16 protein-coding genes and 1 tRNA gene are annotated in these 16008 nt (G+C 66.3%); 4 read left to right on the top strand and 13 right to left on the bottom strand.

Annotated elements, in window-relative coordinates; genetic code table 11:
• The first annotated feature begins 22 nt into the window (after positions 1-22).
• The 3 genes from EP28_RS09730 (at position 23) to EP28_RS09740 (ending at position 1452) form a co-directional block, all read left to right on the top strand.
• Positions 23-709 carry a DUF5828 family protein gene (locus EP28_RS09730; protein WP_049983837.1) on the top strand — a complete coding sequence of 229 codons (687 nt, stop codon included), beginning with the start codon at positions 23-25 and terminating at the stop codon, positions 707-709.
• A 45-nt stretch (positions 710-754) separates the two neighbouring features.
• The gene (locus tag EP28_RS09735; protein ID WP_049983838.1) at positions 755-994 is read left to right on the top strand and encodes a DUF8001 family protein; all 240 of its coding nucleotides are present in this window, start codon (positions 755-757) and stop codon (positions 992-994) included.
• 62 nt (positions 995-1056) lie between these two features.
• Complete coding sequence (locus tag EP28_RS09740; RefSeq protein WP_049983839.1) at positions 1057-1452, top strand: helix-turn-helix domain-containing protein; 396 nt, start codon at positions 1057-1059, stop codon at positions 1450-1452.
• Positions 1453-1489: 37 nt separating this feature from the next.
• Here EP28_RS09740 and EP28_RS09745 read toward each other — a convergent pair whose 3' ends face one another.
• A complete protein-coding gene (locus EP28_RS09745) occupies positions 1490-2083 on the bottom strand; it encodes an IMP cyclohydrolase (RefSeq protein ID WP_049983840.1) in 594 nt (197 codons plus the stop codon).
• Positions 2084-2308: 225 nt separating this feature from the next.
• Here EP28_RS09745 and EP28_RS09750 point away from each other — a divergent pair.
• Positions 2309-2381 (top strand) — tRNA-Gln (locus EP28_RS09750).
• Between the two features lie 143 nt (positions 2382-2524).
• Here EP28_RS09750 and cgi121 read toward each other — a convergent pair.
• The 12 genes from cgi121 to cheY all read right to left on the bottom strand — a co-directional run bounded on the left by cgi121 (position 2525) and on the right by cheY (position 15954).
• On the bottom strand, positions 2525-3154 hold the full coding sequence (gene cgi121, locus EP28_RS09755; RefSeq protein WP_049983841.1) for a KEOPS complex subunit Cgi121: 630 nt from the start codon (positions 3152-3154) through the stop codon (positions 2525-2527).
• Positions 3151-5625, bottom strand: coding sequence for an ATP-dependent DNA helicase (locus tag EP28_RS09760; RefSeq protein ID WP_049983842.1), 2475 nt, complete (start codon positions 5623-5625; stop codon positions 3151-3153). The genes cgi121 and EP28_RS09760 overlap by 4 nt, the downstream gene beginning before the upstream one ends.
• A gap of 69 nt (positions 5626-5694) precedes the next feature.
• The gene (htpX, locus tag EP28_RS09765) at positions 5695-6564 is read right to left on the bottom strand and encodes a zinc metalloprotease HtpX (RefSeq protein ID WP_049983843.1); all 870 of its coding nucleotides are present in this window, start codon (positions 6562-6564) and stop codon (positions 5695-5697) included.
• 119 nt (positions 6565-6683) lie between these two features.
• Complete coding sequence (gene flaJ, locus EP28_RS09770) at positions 6684-8420, bottom strand: archaellar assembly protein FlaJ (RefSeq protein WP_049983844.1); 1737 nt, start codon at positions 8418-8420, stop codon at positions 6684-6686.
• A 57-nt stretch (positions 8421-8477) separates the two neighbouring features.
• A complete protein-coding gene (locus EP28_RS09775) occupies positions 8478-10151 on the bottom strand; it encodes a type II/IV secretion system ATPase subunit (protein WP_049983845.1) in 1674 nt (557 codons plus the stop codon).
• Positions 10152-10175: 24 nt separating this feature from the next.
• Positions 10176-10928, bottom strand: a complete 753-nt coding sequence (locus EP28_RS09780; protein WP_049983846.1) for an archaellum protein ArlH — start codon at positions 10926-10928, stop codon at positions 10176-10178.
• Positions 10929-11399, bottom strand: a complete 471-nt coding sequence (locus EP28_RS09785; RefSeq protein ID WP_049983847.1) for an archaellum stator protein ArlG — start codon at positions 11397-11399, stop codon at positions 10929-10931.
• The gene (locus tag EP28_RS09790) at positions 11400-11873 is read right to left on the bottom strand and encodes an archaellum stator protein ArlF (protein ID WP_049983848.1); all 474 of its coding nucleotides are present in this window, start codon (positions 11871-11873) and stop codon (positions 11400-11402) included.
• Complete coding sequence (locus EP28_RS09795; protein WP_049983849.1) at positions 11863-13770, bottom strand: FlaD/FlaE family flagellar protein; 1908 nt, start codon at positions 13768-13770, stop codon at positions 11863-11865. Before EP28_RS09795 ends, EP28_RS09790 begins: the two co-directional genes overlap by 11 nt.
• Before the next feature lie 101 nt (positions 13771-13871).
• Entirely contained in the window at positions 13872-14402 is a 531-nt protein-coding gene (locus EP28_RS09800; RefSeq protein ID WP_049983850.1) for a chemotaxis protein CheD, read from the bottom strand.
• Complete coding sequence (locus tag EP28_RS09805) at positions 14399-15598, bottom strand: chemotaxis protein CheC (RefSeq protein WP_049983851.1); 1200 nt, start codon at positions 15596-15598, stop codon at positions 14399-14401. Before EP28_RS09805 ends, EP28_RS09800 begins: the two co-directional genes overlap by 4 nt.
• On the bottom strand, positions 15598-15954 hold the full coding sequence (cheY, locus tag EP28_RS09810) for a chemotaxis protein CheY (RefSeq protein ID WP_049983852.1): 357 nt from the start codon (positions 15952-15954) through the stop codon (positions 15598-15600). The genes EP28_RS09805 and cheY overlap by 1 nt, the downstream gene beginning before the upstream one ends.
• Positions 15955-16008: the final 54 nt, after the last annotated feature.

Here is a 16008-nt window from a genome sequence, read left to right on the forward strand (position 1 = left end):
GATTCCTAGCGAGGCCAACGCGATGGAAGAGAGCATCTCCGGGTTCAAGATCCGCGGGGACTGGGGCGACGTCGTCGAACACGGCGAGCGGATCGCGCTCGCGCTCCGCGAGGCCGGCGTCGGCGGTGACGCGTACCACGACTTCGACGACTGGCGGCCGAAGTCTCACGAGCGTATCGACGAAGACGTATCCGAAAAGACCGCAGAACAGGCGTCCGTCAGCGAGGGCGAAGGCGAGCGGGCCGGAAAGTCGCCGGGAGAGGACTTACAGACGGCCGGAGAGAAACTCACAGAGTCCTACGAGAAGGTCGGCGAAAACGACACCGAAAGCGCCGTCGAGCGGTGGGGCGAGTCGATCGGACACGTCGCCCGCGCGGCCGACTCCGCGAGTCGCAAGGCGCTCCGGAAGGTCGAAGACACGGTCTACCGGAAGGTGATGACTCAGATGGCACCGTACTACTTCGACAACGAACTCGTCAGCGCGAACATTCAGGAGGTCGGTCGCGGTGAGGCCGGCGAGACGTTCGTCTTCGAGGTGAACATCAACGACGACGAGCTCAAAGCCGAGGTGAGCGACATCCTCGCCGAGTACGAGTCGGAGATCGACCGCTGGCACGTCGAAGCGGAGAAGCGCACGGAGGACGTCGCCGCGGCCGAAGGCGTCGAACCGCCCGAAACCGAAGGTGGTCCCGACTCGACGATGACGTGACCAACGCATCGAACGGATTTACTTTCCGGCCCCCGAACTGCGTCCATGACTGAACTGCTTCGGGTCGCCGCGGGTGAACTGTCGGCCGACGAGCTGATAGACGCGCTCAACGACGGACGGCGGATCCTCGTCGACGTCGAAGTCGCCGGCGGCTCACACGAGGTCGTGTTGCGCTACGACGGGGAGACGTACCACTGTGACACGCCGACGAACCTCCACCGTCACGCGGACGAATCCGAGATGCGCGGCTGTCTCGATCGGATGGGATACGCGGCCGCAGAGTGACCCCGCCGTGACCGGTCCGGCGTGACACCGAGGTTTAACCCAAACGGGGTCGAACGACGCCCATGAGCGATCCCGATATCGAGGACCTCGTCGGCAACGTGTCCCCCTCGTTCGAACATGTGCTCTCCTGTGTGTTCGGCGTTCGAGACCACGAGAGCCGCACGTATCTCGTGTTGCTCGATTATCCGGGAAGCACGGTCGCCGAACTCGCGGCGACGCTCGATCGGGACCGGTCGAACGTGAACCGGTCGCTCTCAACCCTGCGAGAGAAGGGACTCGTCGAGCGCCGTCGGCGACTCCTCGACTCCGGCGGATACGTCTACCAGTACACCGCGATCCCGATCGCAGAAGCGAAGACCAGACTTCACGACGCCCTCGACGAGTGGGTCGAGGGCGTTCACGCCGCGATCGACGGGTTCGACCCCGACGCCGACACTGACACTGACGGACCCGCATAACCCGTGTCTCGACGCCAGCCGCGGCTCCGCTGACGGGCTACGACGTGTCGTTGTCGAACGCGAGCGTGACGCCGTCGGCGTCGACGGTCGCCCCGGCCGCACACACTGGGTGTTCGAAGTCGGCGTCGAGAACGTCTGTTGCCGCCTCCGTCGCGTCCGCGGCCGCAAGCGGGTACGGCTCCGGACTGTCGGTCTCGTAGGTCGCGACGATCGTCGGTTCGTCGACCGATTCGACGAGCAACGCGTCCCGTCGAACGGTCCCGATCGTCGCGGTGTCGTCCTCGACGACGCCCGCGATCCGCGGGGTGTCGTAGTCGTCTTTCTCGAAGTCGAGCGCGAGCAGCGCGGCCGCGAGCGCGTCGCGAGCCGGATATCCCCGTTCCAGTTTCTCCGCGATCGGGTCGACGTGCGAGCCGTTGCCGACGACGGCGAGCGCGTCGCCGGTCGGCGCGCGGACCGCTCGCGCGCAGTTATACGAGACGTACGGGTTGTCCGTCTCGGGCGCGTCCGGCGTGGGGCCGACGGTGAGAGTCCCGTCGCGGTCGATCACGCGGCGGTTCGGAAACGACCGAGAGGAGACCCGATACGCTCCGATTCCGGGAGCGACGACGACGAATCGTCCGACGTACATACAACTTCGTGGCGATTGTGTCCGCTAAAACGCATCGATCTGTTCACGTTCGTCGATCGAATACGCGTCCGAGATGCCGGTCTGCCCGCCCTCGCGACCGAGGCCGTCCCATCTCCCGCGGCACGTCGAACACGCGGCGCTGCCGGATCGGACGCTGTGAACGACTCGCAGAGCGCCCCCAACGCGCAACGCTTACAAACACCCGTTGGCTACGGATGAGTGCACAGTCCATTGGGGTAGTGGCCAATCCTGTTGCCTTCTGGGGGCAACGACCCTGGTTCGAATCCAGGATGGACTATTCTCGCGGTCCCCGTCCGAGATGTCGATCGACGCACCGCCAACGGCGGCCCGCGGTCTGGCGCCCACTGAGATTTCGACTGGAACAATACACCCGTCACGTAGTGCGGTTTCCACTCGAAAATAAGGGGTCTCAACACCGATTCACTTCTCTACGTCGAGCAGCGCGACGCGCTCCCGGACGACGTCGGCGATGTCACCGTCGACCGCGTCGAGTTCGCGATCGCCGATATCGAACGCCTCACGCACGCGGTCTCCGTCGAACCTGCGCGCCGATCCGCGGTCGTCGGCCGGGACGAACGACGTGCGTTCTTCCACCGCCGTGACGGCCGCGCCGACGTCGGCCGACGGCCGATCCGCGCCCGACACCGCACCGAAATCCGCGAACAGGACGACGACGCGGCTTTCGCCTTCCGCGACGCCGAGCCGGAGCGCCCGATCGATCTGACGCCGACCGGCCGCGTACAGGAGTATCTCCACGCCCGGGTCGCGGGCGACCGCCTCGCCGCGAGCGATCGCGCGGGCTGCGAGACGGGTCGCCTCCCGCAGGTGCGCCTCGGAGACGATGAGGTCGGCGTCGAACGCCTGCACGACCGCTCCCGTCTCACTCGAGATCGCGGCGAGCTCGCCGAGAAACGCGTCGAGATCGCGGATGCGCGCGGAGCCGTACCGGATCCGATGCGGAGGAACGGGTGGATCGACAGCGGCCGTTTCGCCGTCATCCCGGACGGGCGCGGTCCGGTCCCCTGCCGCACCGACGCGGTCGCTCGTCATCGGAAATCACCCAAGCTCGCCTGTCCCTCACCGTCGTCGTCGCTCGCGGAGCCGGCCGTCGCCGCCGCGGACGCCGAGCTGTCGGGGCGGACGTCGTCCATCGACGGATCCTCGCGGCCGGCGTGTTCGAGGATCCGCTCTGCGGTCCGCTCGCGCCCCCGAAGCGCGCCGAGGACGACGGCCTTGTCGGCCTCGCGGAGGTCGGCGCGGCTCTCGACGCCCGCCTCGTACAGCCGCCGAGCGCGCTTCCGTCCGACGTTTCGAACGCCGGCGAGATCGAGCAGCTCCTCGCGAACGCCGTACTCGATCCGCTTTCTGGCCTCGCGGACCGCGACGACGACGTCGCCGTCGACGTCCGCAATATCACCGGCGAGGGTCTCTGCGGCCCGGAGAAGCCACTCTGCGGTCTCGACCTTTCCGCGAATGTCCCCCGGTCCCACGCCGTACCGCTCTGCGATCCGGTCCTCGTCGACCTCCGTGGCCCAGTCTTCGAGCAGCCGAGCCGTCTTCAGCGACGCGAGCCAGTCTTCGAACCGCACGTCCTCGTACTCGGAGGGAACGTCGCCGAGGAACTCGCTCTCCCGTTCGTAGCACATCTCCGTGTACTCCTCTCTGTCCCCCGATTTCAGGTAGAGTTCGTACATGTCCGGCGTGCGGCTGACGAGGTGGTAGAGCCCGAGCGGCGTCACGTTCGGCGGCGGTCCCGCGACGTCATCGGTCTCGTCGTCGCCGGGTTCGTCAGTCCTCCCGTCGACGGGCGCATCCTCGCTCGGCGCATCCTCGCTCGGCTCGCCCTCATCTGCTCGCCCGTAGGTGCCGAATCCGCGGTCGTCGCCCGCGTCTCGGACGAACTCGCCCGTGTCGCCGTCCCCGTTCGCCTCTCCGGCCGCTCGGAGTCCGTCTATCATCTCCGCGGCGCTCATCGGGTCGAGGTAGAGCCGCGAGACGGTGTGGCCGATACCGGTCGCGGTGAGACTCTCCGTTCCGTCCCCGCGGCCGCGGTCGAGGAAGTCGTTGACCGCCAGGTAGTCGAGGACGGTGTCTGTGACTGCGGCGAGTCGGCCGTCGTCGTCCGTCTGTGTCGCATACAGGGTGTTATCGAGGAACGCGAGGAGGCCGTCGCGCGTGGAGGCGAAGCCGGAGGCGACGGTGGCGAGCACGTGCGTCCGGAGTGCGGGCTCGGCCGCGAGCTTCGAGCGGACCGGTTCGGGGTCGGCCCAGACGTACCGCTCGAACAGCTCGTCTTTGGTGTCGGCGTCGCTCGCGAGCAGCACCGCCTCGCCGTACGGGTCGAGCCCGGGCCGCCCCGCGCGCCCGCACATCTGGTGAATTTCAAGCACGTCGAGGGGCTTCATCCCGCCGAACTCTCCGTCGTAGCGCCGCCAGTCGCGGACGATCACTCGACGGGCAGGCGTGTTGACGCCGGCGGCCAGCGTCGGCGTCGCGGAGATGCACTTGATCAGCCGGTCGCGGAACGCGTCCTCAACGAGGCTCCGGTGCTCGCTCGCGAGGCCGGCGTGATGGAACGCCGATCCTTGCTCGACGGCGTCCGCGAGATCCGACGCGGTGTCTGTGTCGGAGACGCCGCGTATCTCCTCGGCGAGGTCGCGGAGCCGGCCGCGCTCGCCGTCGGTGAGCCGCGACGCGGTCACGTCGGCGAGCCGCCGAGCCGACGACTCGGCGTTGCGCCGAGAGTTGACGAAGACGAGCGACGAGCCGCCCTGTCCGTCTTCTTCGGTGTCCAAGGCGTCGGCGACGAGCCGCGCCGTCTGGTCTTCGCCGCGGTCGACGGGCACCTCGCGTTTGCTCCCGTCGTCGAAGTCGATGGCGTTGCCGTAGTGGACGCCGATCCGGAGGTCGATCGGCCGCCAGTCGGACTCGACGAGTTCGGCGTCGAGCCACTCGGCGATCACGTCGGCGTTGCCGACCGTGGCCGAGAGCGCGACCGTCTGCAGGTCGGGGTTCACCTTGCGAAGCTTCGCGAGCGTCACTTCGAGCGTCGGACCGCGGTGGGAGTCGTCGACGAGGTGGACCTCGTCGCTCACGACGCAGGTGAGGTCGTCGATCCACGGCGCGCCGTTGCGGATGAGCGAGTCGACCTTTTCCGAGGTAGCGACGATGATGTCGCGGGTCGCGAGCCACTCGCCGTCGGACTCGTAGTTCCCGGTGGAGACGCCGACCGTGATCCCGTGGTCATCCCAGCGCTCGAACTCCGCTTTCTTCTCGCTGGCCAGCGCGCGCAGCGGGACGATGTACAGCGCCTTACCGCCGCGTTCGACCGCGGAGAGCATGGCCAGTTCGGCGATGAGCGTCTTTCCGGAGGCCGTGGGCACCGCGGCGACGAGGCTCTCCCCGTCGACGACGCCGGCCTCGACGCTCGCCCGTTGCGGCGGGTACAGCTCGGCGACGCCCTCCGCTTCGAGCGCCTCGCCGACGCCCGCGGGGAGCCCGGAGAGCGAACTCGGTTGCATTACAGAAGCGTGGGTTCCATTGCGATTTAAACCGTCGGAAGCGGGCGGTGAGAGGACGACCGCTGACGACTACGCCGTCTCCATCTCGCGTTCCAGCTCGCGGAGCCGCTCGACTCGGTTCTCGGTCGAGGGGTGCGTCGAGGCGATCTTGCCGACGAACCCGGCCTTGATCGGGATGATGAAGAACGCGTTCATCTCGGCTTCCTCGCGGAGGTCCTCTTTGGGGACCCGGTCCATCCGGCCGTCGATCGTCATCAGCGCCGAGGCGAGCGCCCCGGGCTTACCCGTGATCAGCGCCGCGCCTCGGTCCGCGGAGTACTCGCGGTACCGCGAGAGCGCGCGGATCAAAAGGAACGAGACGATCCAGACGAGGATCGACACGAGGATCGCGACGATCACGGGCGCGCCCTGCCGGTTGTCGCCGCTGAACAGCCACCCCCACCGCACGATGAAGAAGGCGATAGTCGAGAGGAACGAGGCGATGGTCATCACCATCACGTCCCGGTTCTTCACGTGCGCGAGCTCGTGGGCGAGCACCCCGTCGAGCTCGTCCTCGTCAAGCGATCGCAACAGGCCCGTGGTCACGGCGACCGTCGCGTTCTTTTTGTTGCGGCCGGTCGCGAACGCGTTCGGCACCTGCGTATCGGCGACCGCGACCGTCGGCTTCGGAAGGTCCGCCTGCTGGCTCAGGCGCTCGATCCGACGGTGGAGGTCGGGGTACTCGTCGGCGCTCACCTCCCGCGCGCCCATGCTCCGCAGGGCGAGTTTGTCGCTGAAGAAGTACTGGGCGATCGAGAACCCGCCGAGCATAACCAGCGGGAAGAGGAAGTTCTGAAAGTACAGGCTCAGAACACCCACAAATACGACGTAGAGGGCGAAAAGCAGGAACATCGTGAACGCCATCCGCCCACGGAGTCCCCAGTCGGTCTGCCAGTCCATGCCCGTGAGTTACCGTTCGCGGCGTTAAAGCTTGCCGGAGGGGAATCCGTCGACGACGATCGGATCGCGAGGACGACGATCGGATCGCGAGGACGACGATCGGATCGCGAGGACGGCGATCAGATGGACAAGATTGCGTTGACGAGCGTTCGGGTCGCGATCGCGGTCACCGCGCCGAGCCACGTTAGGAGCACGAAGTGGATGTACCCGTTCGCGGGGTTGCCGCCGTCTATCCGCCGGATCATCTGCGAGGAGAGCGCGGCGTTAAACAGCACGACGGTGAGGAGCAGGTACTCGATGAGCGGGATGTCGTACGCTCCGGGGTAGACGATCTGTCCGATGTCCATCTGTTCGAGCCCGAAGTCTGCGGTCAGCTCCGCTAAGATCGCGACGATCTCCAGCCCGATGAAGAAGGCGAACGTCGCGGCGGCCGTGATCCCGTACAACAGCCCGATGAACGTCAGTGCCGCCTGCCGGCGCTGCTCGCGAAGCTGATTCACGGTGTTCATGTTCTTCGAGATCAGCTCGCCGAGCATCTTCGGGTCCCCGCCCATCTGTCGGCCGACGAGGTACATCTCCGAGAACTTCTGGATGAGATACGACCGCGTGTCGAACGTGAATTCTCGCCACGCGCCCTCGGTACTGATACGCATGTTGAGCCGCCTGTAGAGCCGCTCGATGGCCGGCGAGAGGTCGCCGAAGTTCTTCTCGCGCAGCGTGGTCAGCACGTCCGTCGTCGTGGACTGCTTCGCGCTTTCTGTCGCGCCGAGCGCGCGGACGAACGAGGGGAACTCCCCATCGCGGGCGGTGATCGCCTGCTCCGCGTTCCGCAGCACGACGCCGGTGATGATGAGCGGCGAAATGGGCACGGCGAGGTACAGGGGCAGCCGCACGTCGTCGATGAAAAAGAGAAGCCCGGGAAGCCCCGGACCGTAGCCGAACATCCCGGCGGCCGTGATCCCGATGATCATAAAGGAGAGCCCCCCGCCGATCCCGAGTGACGCCCACAGCTTCAGGTCGCCCGGGGCGCGCTCGTCGGGATGGAACCAGATCGGATCGTACGGCGAGGTCGTCCGGATCATCGCGTAGAAGCCGAGCTGGACGAAGACGAAGAGCACGATGACCGCGGCCACCGTCGCGGTCGGATCGTTGCCGGTCAATATCGGGAGCACGATGGCGAAGACCAACGCGAACGTCATCGACAGGATCATCGACATGTACAGGTCTTTCATCACCTCCAGGTTCGCGAGTGACGACTCATACAGCGTCTCGTACTTCGCGAGCATGACGTCCTGTTCGGAGACGAGGAACTCCTCTAACGACTGTCCCGCACCCATCGTGTACCCGAGCCGGTCGAAGAAGTCGGCCATCGCGTCCGAGGGAACCTCCTCTGCGCGCCGGCGACACGCGTCGTCGAGGCTCTGGTTCCACGTGTCGACGAGGTGGACGACGCGTCCGATCTCCTCTGCTGCGACCCCGTACTCCTCTTCGCGCGCCAGCGTCCGGAACACCTCCATCCGGTCGATGTTCGTCGTCGACAACACCGTCATGTGCGTCATCACGAGGTGCAGTTGGTTGTCGATCTTCGTCTCTAAGCTGCTGAGGTAGATCTTCGGGTAGATGATCGCCGCGACTAGTATGAGTGCGCCGAACATCGGGATCGGAACGCGGGCTGCGAGCGGCAGCGGCAGGACGACCATACCGACGACGGTCGCGAGGAACACGAGCACCGCCGGGAGCAGCACGAAGCCGACGTACTGTCCCTTCGAGATGTCGAGCTTCTCGTACGACTCGAGGACCTCTGAGGTCAGATCGGCCGCAGTCGCGAGCCCGTTGCCGACCTGTTTTACCGCCATCGGCTGTGGTGACCCCGCGTTCCGCCGTGGTACTCGCCGCCCCCGTTCATCTCGAAGTCACCTGACGTTCCGGTGCATATCGAAGGGAAGTCCCTCGACGCCGTCGCGCTGGAAGGAGTTGATCGCGTCGTTGACCTCGTGGTATCCCAAGATACCCTCCTGTATCATCCGGTTTATCAGCTCCGCGCGGAACTCGAGGTCGTCGTAGATGTCGCGGGTGTCCGCGTAGCCGAGCAGCGTCGCGATCTGCTCTTCTAACACGTAGGAGTTGTTCATCCCTTGGAAGACGATCTCGTCTTCCACGGGGTCCCAGCTGAACACCTCGCGGGTGACGACACCCTCCATCTCCTTCGAGTACCCCTCGATCTCCTGAACGCTCGTCACCCGACGCAACACCTGGTCGCCCTGTTTCACCCGGTTCTGGAACAGCGCCACGTCGGCGTTGTCCATGAACGTCTCCGGGACGTTGATCGGCTCGGAGGTGAACCGCTGGATCATCGAGACGATGTCTGACGCGTGGAACGTCAGCATGACCGGGTGACCCGTCTGGGCAGCCTGGAACGCCATGCGCCCCTCGGCACCGCGGACCTCGCCCACGATGATGTAGTCGGGGCGCGACCGCAGCGCGGCGGCGACGAGATCGAACATGTCCACGTCCGAGCTGCCCTCGCCGCCTCCCTCGCGTGTCAGCAGCTGCTGCCATGTGCTGTGTGGCGGGATGACCTCAGCCGTGTCCTCTGCCGTGTAGATCTTGGAGTCGTCCGGGATGTACGAGAGTATGGCGTTCAGTGTCGTCGTCTTCCCTGATGCCGTCTCTCCGACGACGAACACCGTCTGTTCGTTCTCCAAGCACAGCCAGAGGTACGCCGCGAGTTCGGGCGACAGCGTCCCCCAGTTGGTAATCTGGTTGATCGACAGCGGCACCTCCTCGCCCTGTCGGATCGTGAGCGAGGACCCCTTCAAGGAGACGTCGTCGGAGTAGATGATGTTGATACGCGAGCCGTCCGGCAGCGTGGAGTCGACGATGGGGTCGGAGTCGGACAAGGGGTCGCCGATCCGTTCGCCCATGTTGCGGAGCCAGTTGTCGAACTCCTTCGGCGTCCCGAAGTCGACCGTCGTCTCAAGCATGCCGAACGTACCGTGATCGACGTGACACTCCTTGGGGCCGATGACGTGAATGTCCTCGTTCGCCGGGTCGCGCATCACCGGCTCTAAGGGTCCGAGACCGACGATGTCGCGGTTGAGTCGGTAGCGGATGTTCTCGTAGGTTTCCTCGGTGACGGAGAGTTTCCCCATGTTCCGCACCTTCGAGAGCCCCCGCCGCCAGCCGGTCGTGTGGTCGTCGACGTGGGTCACCTGTTCTAACAGCTCCTCTATGAGGTCGTCGTACTCGGCTTCGGAGTCGGGCGCGCTGTGTTGGCCGCTCACGGAGAGCAGCCGATTTTTCACCTCGTTGAGGATCTCAGCCTGCGGCCCGGACACCTCCGGCTCGATGGCGTAGTATTTGGTGTCCTGTCCGAGGTCGCCGTAGATGTGGCTGTAGATGGGGCCGCCGACCGGGTAGATGACGTTCGGTCTGTTCGACTCGTACTCCGATTTCGGCTCCTCGATGAACTGCGGGAACTCGCCGGTTATCTGTTTGAACTCTCGGAGGTGCTCCCGGAGATGCGGCCGTCGCATGGCTGCTTTCCGGAGTTCTTCGGACGGTTTCGCGGTGCCGTGTTCGGTCATGATATCTTTCGGGTAGGGTGGTGGCTACGCGACGCTGCGACTCTCGATGACGATTCCGGTCCCGGATCGAACCGAGAACCCGATCGTATCCCCGACTTGTTCGCCCATCCCGGCGAACCGCTTTACGTTTATCTGTCGCCGGATGTCGTTGCCGACCTCGATCATCTCCAGTTCCAAGAAGACGTCCGCGATGGAGCGGAACGGACCGATGGCCTCGTCGTCGACGGCGGAAGGGTCCACGGTCAACACGACCACTTTCCCCTGTGAGATTATCTCCCTGAAAAAGGAGATGATCTCGAGGGCCGCCTGCCGCTCCTCGTTCTTCCGGACCAGCGCCTCGAAGGTGGGATCGTTCCGGAAGATGGCGTCGAACGTGTCCAAGAAGACGACGTCAGAGTTCCACATCGCCTCCGCGTTCATCAGCCGCTTGAGTAGCTCCTTGCGTTCGCCGTCGCCGTCGGAGAACGCGCCGCCGGAGTCGAAGTCGGCGTGTAAAAAGAGCAGCTCCTCGTTCAAGAGCGGCTTCACCATGTCGTACTCCAGCGAGTGCATCTGGTCGATGAATCCCCGGACGGTGAGTTCGGTCGACATCAGCGTGACCGACGCGCCCTCTTCGACGAGCCCGTAGGCAAACCGCTGGGAGATGGCGCTTTTCCCGGCTCCGTAGTCGCCCTCCATGAGGACGATACTCCCGCGGGGGATCCCTCCGCCGAGCTCCTTGTTGAGCCGGTCGCGCTCGCCGAGCCCGATCGAGAGGAGGTTGTCAGTGCGGGGCATTTACGCACCCACCCGGAACTGGAACAGTTCCTCGTCGCCGTTGACCGTCAGGTACACGCGGTGGTCGGTGCCGGAACTGAGGGCCCCGACGTCGATCGTGAGTCGGAGCACGTCGCCGCGGCTCCACGCCGCGCCGTTGCCGGCGGAGACGAGTTCCCCCGTCGTCGCGTCCGGTCTGACGTACGATCCGTCAAAGAGCACGTCGAGCCCGGAGCCGTCGGGCGCGAGCCGGTAGGTGCCGGTGTTCTTTATCAGGAGCGTGACGGTGTCGTTGCTCGCGTCGTACACACCTCCGCTCGGGTCGGAGATGATCGTGACGTCCGTGCGGAGCGTCTCGGTCGCGTCTAACCCGGCGTCGTCGACGGCGGCGCTCACGCGGTCGACGCCGGTCGTGATCGTCCCCACGACGCCCGCGGCGATCACGAGGCTCGCGATGAACAGGATCAGGTGTGAAACGGGAACGCTCGCCATCTAGCTCACCTCCGTCACGGTGGCGGCGTCGCGGACGCCGGATTCGACCACGAGCACGACGCGCGTTTCCCCGCCGACGATACTGGTCGAGAGGTCGCTCCCGGAGACGTCGATGACCAGTTCCTCACCGCCGAGCCAGAGTTCGGTATCCGCGTCGCCGTCGACGGTCGTGTCCGCAGCCGATCCGCCAACGTCGACGTACTCGTTCCCGACGACGAGCGTCGCGTCGCCGGCGACGAGGCCGACCGCGCCGTCGTTGGTGGCGGTCACGGTGAGCGTGTTGGTGCCGGTATCGAACGTCGCGTTCGTCACCGCGAACTCGGTGTTCTGCTGTTGTAAGGCGCGCTCGTGCATCCCGTGTTGGGCGTCGGTGACGCGGTCGAGGCCGTTCGCGGCCACGGGGTAAAACGTCGTGAACGCGAAGAACAGCCCCGCGACGATGATGGCCGTCGAGGCGGAGACGCTAACGCCCATCTCCCCACCCTCCGTCGGCCGGATCGGCCCGGTCGGAATGCGGGTTCGGGTCGTTCATCGGTCTCGGTGACCCTCCGTTCCGGTCGCTCCCGGTCGGTCGGTCGGCGCGGTCCTCGCGGTGCTCGCCGTCTCGACGGTCAGATCGGTCGGCCCGCGCGTCGGCATCCGGATCGTGTCCGTTTGCACGCCGGCCGTTTTTCTCGCGTCGGCTGGCCTCATCGCGTCGGCGGCCGCCGCGCCGGTCGCTCTCGCGACCGTCGGGCCGGTCCCGGGGCCGTCGCCGTCCGCCCTGTCCGTTTATCGACGGTGCGCGTCCTCCCACGAGCGACCCCCCGGCGAGGTCGTCCCACCGGTCCAAAAGCATCAGGTGGCCGCTCGTCCCGTTAAGTTGGGTCACGTACCGGAGACTCCGCGTGTGGTGTTCGCGGACCAGTCGGTCCGTGCCGGGGCGGTCGACGACGTTTCGGTCGATCGTCCCGAACCCGGAGAGGAAGTCGCGGAGCCGCGCGGCCGCCTCCGGTCCGACCCACTCGATCCGCTCGTAGTAGTTTATGGCGCGAACCGCGTCGGTGACGTCGCTCTCGGAGACCAGGAACTCCAGCCACTCCATCACGAGGAGATCGCCGACGTAATCGCCGGGCAGCTCCGTGAGGTACGGCTTTCCGCGCCCGCCGGAGAGGTCGTCCGTGCCGACGTACTCGAAGCCGTCCCCGCTCGCCTCTGCCGGATCCCCGCCGGGGCGGGGGCCGCGCGAACGGTCGGGCTCGGGCTCTGCGTGACTGCTCGGCTCGGGCGCGGGCTCGGGTTCCGGCTCTGGATCCGGGTCTGGCTCCGGCTCGACGGCCTCGTCGGCGAAGGGGTCCGCGTCGGACGCCTCTTCGTCGAATCCGTCTCCGACCTCGAAGTCGTCTTCCGGCTCGTCGAAACCGTCGCTGGCGTCGTCGAGCGCGTCGTCTTCCGGCTCGTCGAACGGATCGACCTCGTCGTCCGCGCTCTCGCCCGGCTCGTCGAACGGGTCCGTTTCGTCGCCGGGGCCGTCGTCTCCCTCGTCAGCCCAGTCGGCCTCCCCGGCGTCGTACTCCTCTTTCAGCTCGCTGAAGCTCTTTCCATCGTCGTTCATGTCGTCTCCGTCGTCCGCCGTCGCAGTCTCGGACGCGGTGGCGGTATCGCCGTCGTCCGTCTGTTCGTCCGCCTCTATTTCCCCGAACGCGTCGTCCTCGTCTTCGTCCTCGTCTCCCTCTTCATCGAACTCGTCGTCGAGGAGGTCATCGTCGAAGAACCCGTCCGCGTCCGCGCTCGCGACGTCCTCGTCGAGGTCGTCGTCCTCGCCGTCCTCCTCATCTTCATCGAAGAGGCCGAAGGATCCCTCGCCGCCGCCGCTGACGCTGTCGAACCCGCTCGAATCGTCGACGAACGGGTTGATGCCGCGGGTGACCATCTCGTAGATGTCCAGCAGGTTCCGAACGTCTTCTTCGATGTCGTCGACCGCAGCGGATATCTCCTCGTTCTCCGACCTGACCGTCGAGACCGTCGACGACAGCGAGGCGACCTCGTTTTCGAGGTCATCGAGCCGTTTTTCCAGCTCGTCGGTGTTGGACCCGCCGCCCCCACCGCCCCCGTCGTCGAAGCCGTCGTCCCACTCGTCCATGCCGTCGAAATCGTCGAAGCCGTCACCGCCGCCCATGTCGCCGCCACCGCCACCGCCACCCATCCCGCCACCGCCACCCATCCCTCCACCGCCGAAGGGGTCGTCGTCGCCGCCCATGCCTCCCGAATCGTCGTCGGATCCGTCATCGTCGTCGAGGAACCGATCGAGGACGCTCGCACCGACGAGCCCCAGCGTGGCGACTATCCATGCAGCCGTCGGAGCTCCCCACACCGGTAGTTCGAGGCCCATTACCAGCATCAACCCGCAGAACACACTTTAATGCACCTCTCAAAATATCAACAGTGAGAAGACGGCGCGTGGACGGCTCGGAGCGTTCGTTCGAGACCGGCTCAAAGCGTCCGTTCGAATCCGTCGGCCGCCCGGACCACGAGTCCGCCGTCGGCCCGGAGCTGTACCGTCCGCCCGACACCGTCGCCAACGTCGCTCGCGACGATCGGCACGTCGGCCGCCGCGAGCGACTCCTCGGCTCGTTCGACGTTCCGCGGCCCCACTGCGTCGGTGAGGTCTAACATCTCTGCGCCCCCGGCGATGCGCGCTTCGAGCCGGGCGGCGGACGCTCCCGACCGACGGAGCTGCTCGATCAGCGTCGCGATACCCGCGTCGACGTACTTCGCCGGCCGGGCGGTCGCAGAGCGGGCGTCGTCTTCGCTCGGCAACATCGCGTGTAACAGCCCGTGCACCCCGGCGTCCCGGTCGACGAGCCCGACGGCGACGCACGATCCGAGCCCGCTCGTCGTGAGCGTTTCGCCGTTCGTCGCCACCGCCAACTCGCCGACACCGACTTTGATCCGCCCGGGGTCGACGCCGGTCTCGTCGCCCTCAGAGGCCTGCCGGCCGCGAGACGGCGACGAGTGGCTCACGGCTCCGAGAGCTGTGCGAGCGCGTCGGCCAGTTCGCGCTCGTCAGGGAGCGCGTACACGTCACACCGCGCCTCGACGCCCTCCGTCCGGATCGCGGCGTCTATCACGAACCCGTAGTCCTGTCGCTGACTCAGCTTCGCGACAAGCGGGCTGATCGTCGAGGAGCCGATGTCGTGGACGAACTCGGGCGGCGAGTGCGCGATGGACGTGCCGAGCACGTTCGCCCATCCGTCGATGAAGCCGCTCGTCATCACGTTGCCGAGTTCACAGAGGGCGTTCTCGGCCATGTCTCCGAGCGGCTCGTCCGGCTCCATCGGGAGCATCGCCTCGGCGATGGTCGCCGCGGACGACTCCTCGAAGAGGATCGCGAGGTAGCCGCTCGGTTTGCCCTGTAGCTCGAACACCGTCCCGGCGTGCGGCTCGACGCCGACTTCGGCCGGCACGTCGGCGAGGGGGACGAACCGGAGCCGGCTCACGTCGACTGTCGTCTCCAGCCCGGTCATCATCGCGATGTTGTCCGCGGCGTTCGCGGAGCCCCGCTTCGCCAGCGACGCGAACGTCGACAGCGATTCGTACGGAACCTCGGGGCCGCTGACGTCGTCGCTTCCCCCGGCCGCCTCGGCTCCCGGCGCTGCGGCCGGCGCGGCCTTCCCGACGATGAGATCGCGAAACTGCCCGGAGTCGGGAAGCATGTAGATGGAAAAATCCAAGTCCGTGGTCGTCGCATCGAGCCGGCTCTCGAAGAGGAACACGCCGTCACCGGCGAGCGCCCCGTCGGGAAGGACCGCGGCACCGTCCGCTTCGAAGTACCGCGGCGGCGTCATATCGATCGCCGTGCCGAGGTAGTTGGCCCATCCGTCGAGGAAGCCGCCGAGCGCGATGTTGCCGACCTCGCTCACGGCGCTGTGGCCCATCGACTGGCCGCCGGGCAGAAGCGACAGGAGGGCGTCGACGTTGGCGGCGTCGAACGCGAGCACCGCCTCGCCCTCTAATCCGCCCCGGAGCCCGACGCTCACGCCGATGGACTCGCGGCCCGCGAACGCCTCGGCGAGGTCCTCGCCGCTGGCGACGCTCGCGCCGGTGACCTCGACCGCGAGGTCGGTTCCGGTCAGTTCGGAGAGCGCGTCGGCGGCCTGTTTCGCTCCCTGCTCCGAGAGACGGTTACAGGCACCGAGCGCCCGGACGTCGACGCGCATTATACTGCCGATCCGATGGCGTCGAGCACGTTCGGCTTCTGGAACGGCTTCGTGATGTACCCCTCTGCGCCCGCCTTAATTGCGGCCTTCATCTTCTCCTCCTGACCGACGCTCGTACACATGATCACGGTCGCCTCGGGGTTCTCCTCCATGATCTCCGTCGTCGCCTCGATCCCGTCCCGGATGGGCATCACGATGTCCATCATCACGAGGTCCGGTCCGTGCTCCTCGTACATGTTGACCGCCTCCACACCGTTTTCCGCCTCGCCGACGACCTCGAACTCCCCTTCGAGGATCTCTCGCAGGAGATTCCGCATGAACTCCGAATCGTCCGCGATGAGCACGCGCGTTGCCATAGTTATTCGGAAAACGGAGGAGCCGTCACTTAACCGCTCGCCCGCGGTTCTCAT

Source organism: Halorubrum sp. BV1, assembly GCF_000746205.1.
In the GTDB taxonomy this organism is placed as follows: Archaea; Halobacteriota; Halobacteria; order Halobacteriales; family Haloferacaceae; genus Halorubrum.

What these genes read in the sequence shown, in the direction of transcription:
- EP28_RS09785 (WP_049983847.1), bottom strand. Translation starts at nt 11,399, where the DNA reads ATGGCGAGCGTTCCCGTTTCACACCTGATCCTGTTCATCGCGAGCCTC.
- EP28_RS09795 (WP_049983849.1), bottom strand. Translation starts at nt 13,770, where the DNA reads ATGGGCCTCGAACTACCGGTGTGGGGAGCTCCGACGGCTGCATGGATA.
- EP28_RS09760 (WP_049983842.1), bottom strand. Translation starts at nt 5,625, where the DNA reads ATGCAACCGAGTTCGCTCTCCGGGCTCCCCGCGGGCGTCGGCGAGGCG.
- EP28_RS09780 (WP_049983846.1), bottom strand. Translation starts at nt 10,928, where the DNA reads ATGCCCCGCACTGACAACCTCCTCTCGATCGGGCTCGGCGAGCGCGAC.
- EP28_RS09790 (WP_049983848.1), bottom strand. Translation starts at nt 11,873, where the DNA reads ATGGGCGTTAGCGTCTCCGCCTCGACGGCCATCATCGTCGCGGGGCTG.
- flaJ (WP_049983844.1), bottom strand. Translation starts at nt 8,420, where the DNA reads ATGGCGGTAAAACAGGTCGGCAACGGGCTCGCGACTGCGGCCGATCTG.
- EP28_RS09740 (WP_049983839.1), top strand. Translation starts at nt 1,057, where the DNA reads ATGAGCGATCCCGATATCGAGGACCTCGTCGGCAACGTGTCCCCCTCG.
- htpX (WP_049983843.1), bottom strand. Translation starts at nt 6,564, where the DNA reads ATGGACTGGCAGACCGACTGGGGACTCCGTGGGCGGATGGCGTTCACG.
- EP28_RS09805 (WP_049983851.1), bottom strand. Translation starts at nt 15,598, where the DNA reads ATGCGCGTCGACGTCCGGGCGCTCGGTGCCTGTAACCGTCTCTCGGAG.
- EP28_RS09775 (WP_049983845.1), bottom strand. Translation starts at nt 10,151, where the DNA reads ATGACCGAACACGGCACCGCGAAACCGTCCGAAGAACTCCGGAAAGCA.
- EP28_RS09745 (WP_049983840.1), bottom strand. Translation starts at nt 2,083, where the DNA reads ATGTACGTCGGACGATTCGTCGTCGTCGCTCCCGGAATCGGAGCGTAT.
- EP28_RS09730 (WP_049983837.1), top strand. Translation starts at nt 23, where the DNA reads ATGGAAGAGAGCATCTCCGGGTTCAAGATCCGCGGGGACTGGGGCGAC.
- cheY (WP_049983852.1), bottom strand. Translation starts at nt 15,954, where the DNA reads ATGGCAACGCGCGTGCTCATCGCGGACGATTCGGAGTTCATGCGGAAT.
- EP28_RS09735 (WP_049983838.1), top strand. Translation starts at nt 755, where the DNA reads ATGACTGAACTGCTTCGGGTCGCCGCGGGTGAACTGTCGGCCGACGAG.
- cgi121 (WP_049983841.1), bottom strand. Translation starts at nt 3,154, where the DNA reads ATGACGAGCGACCGCGTCGGTGCGGCAGGGGACCGGACCGCGCCCGTC.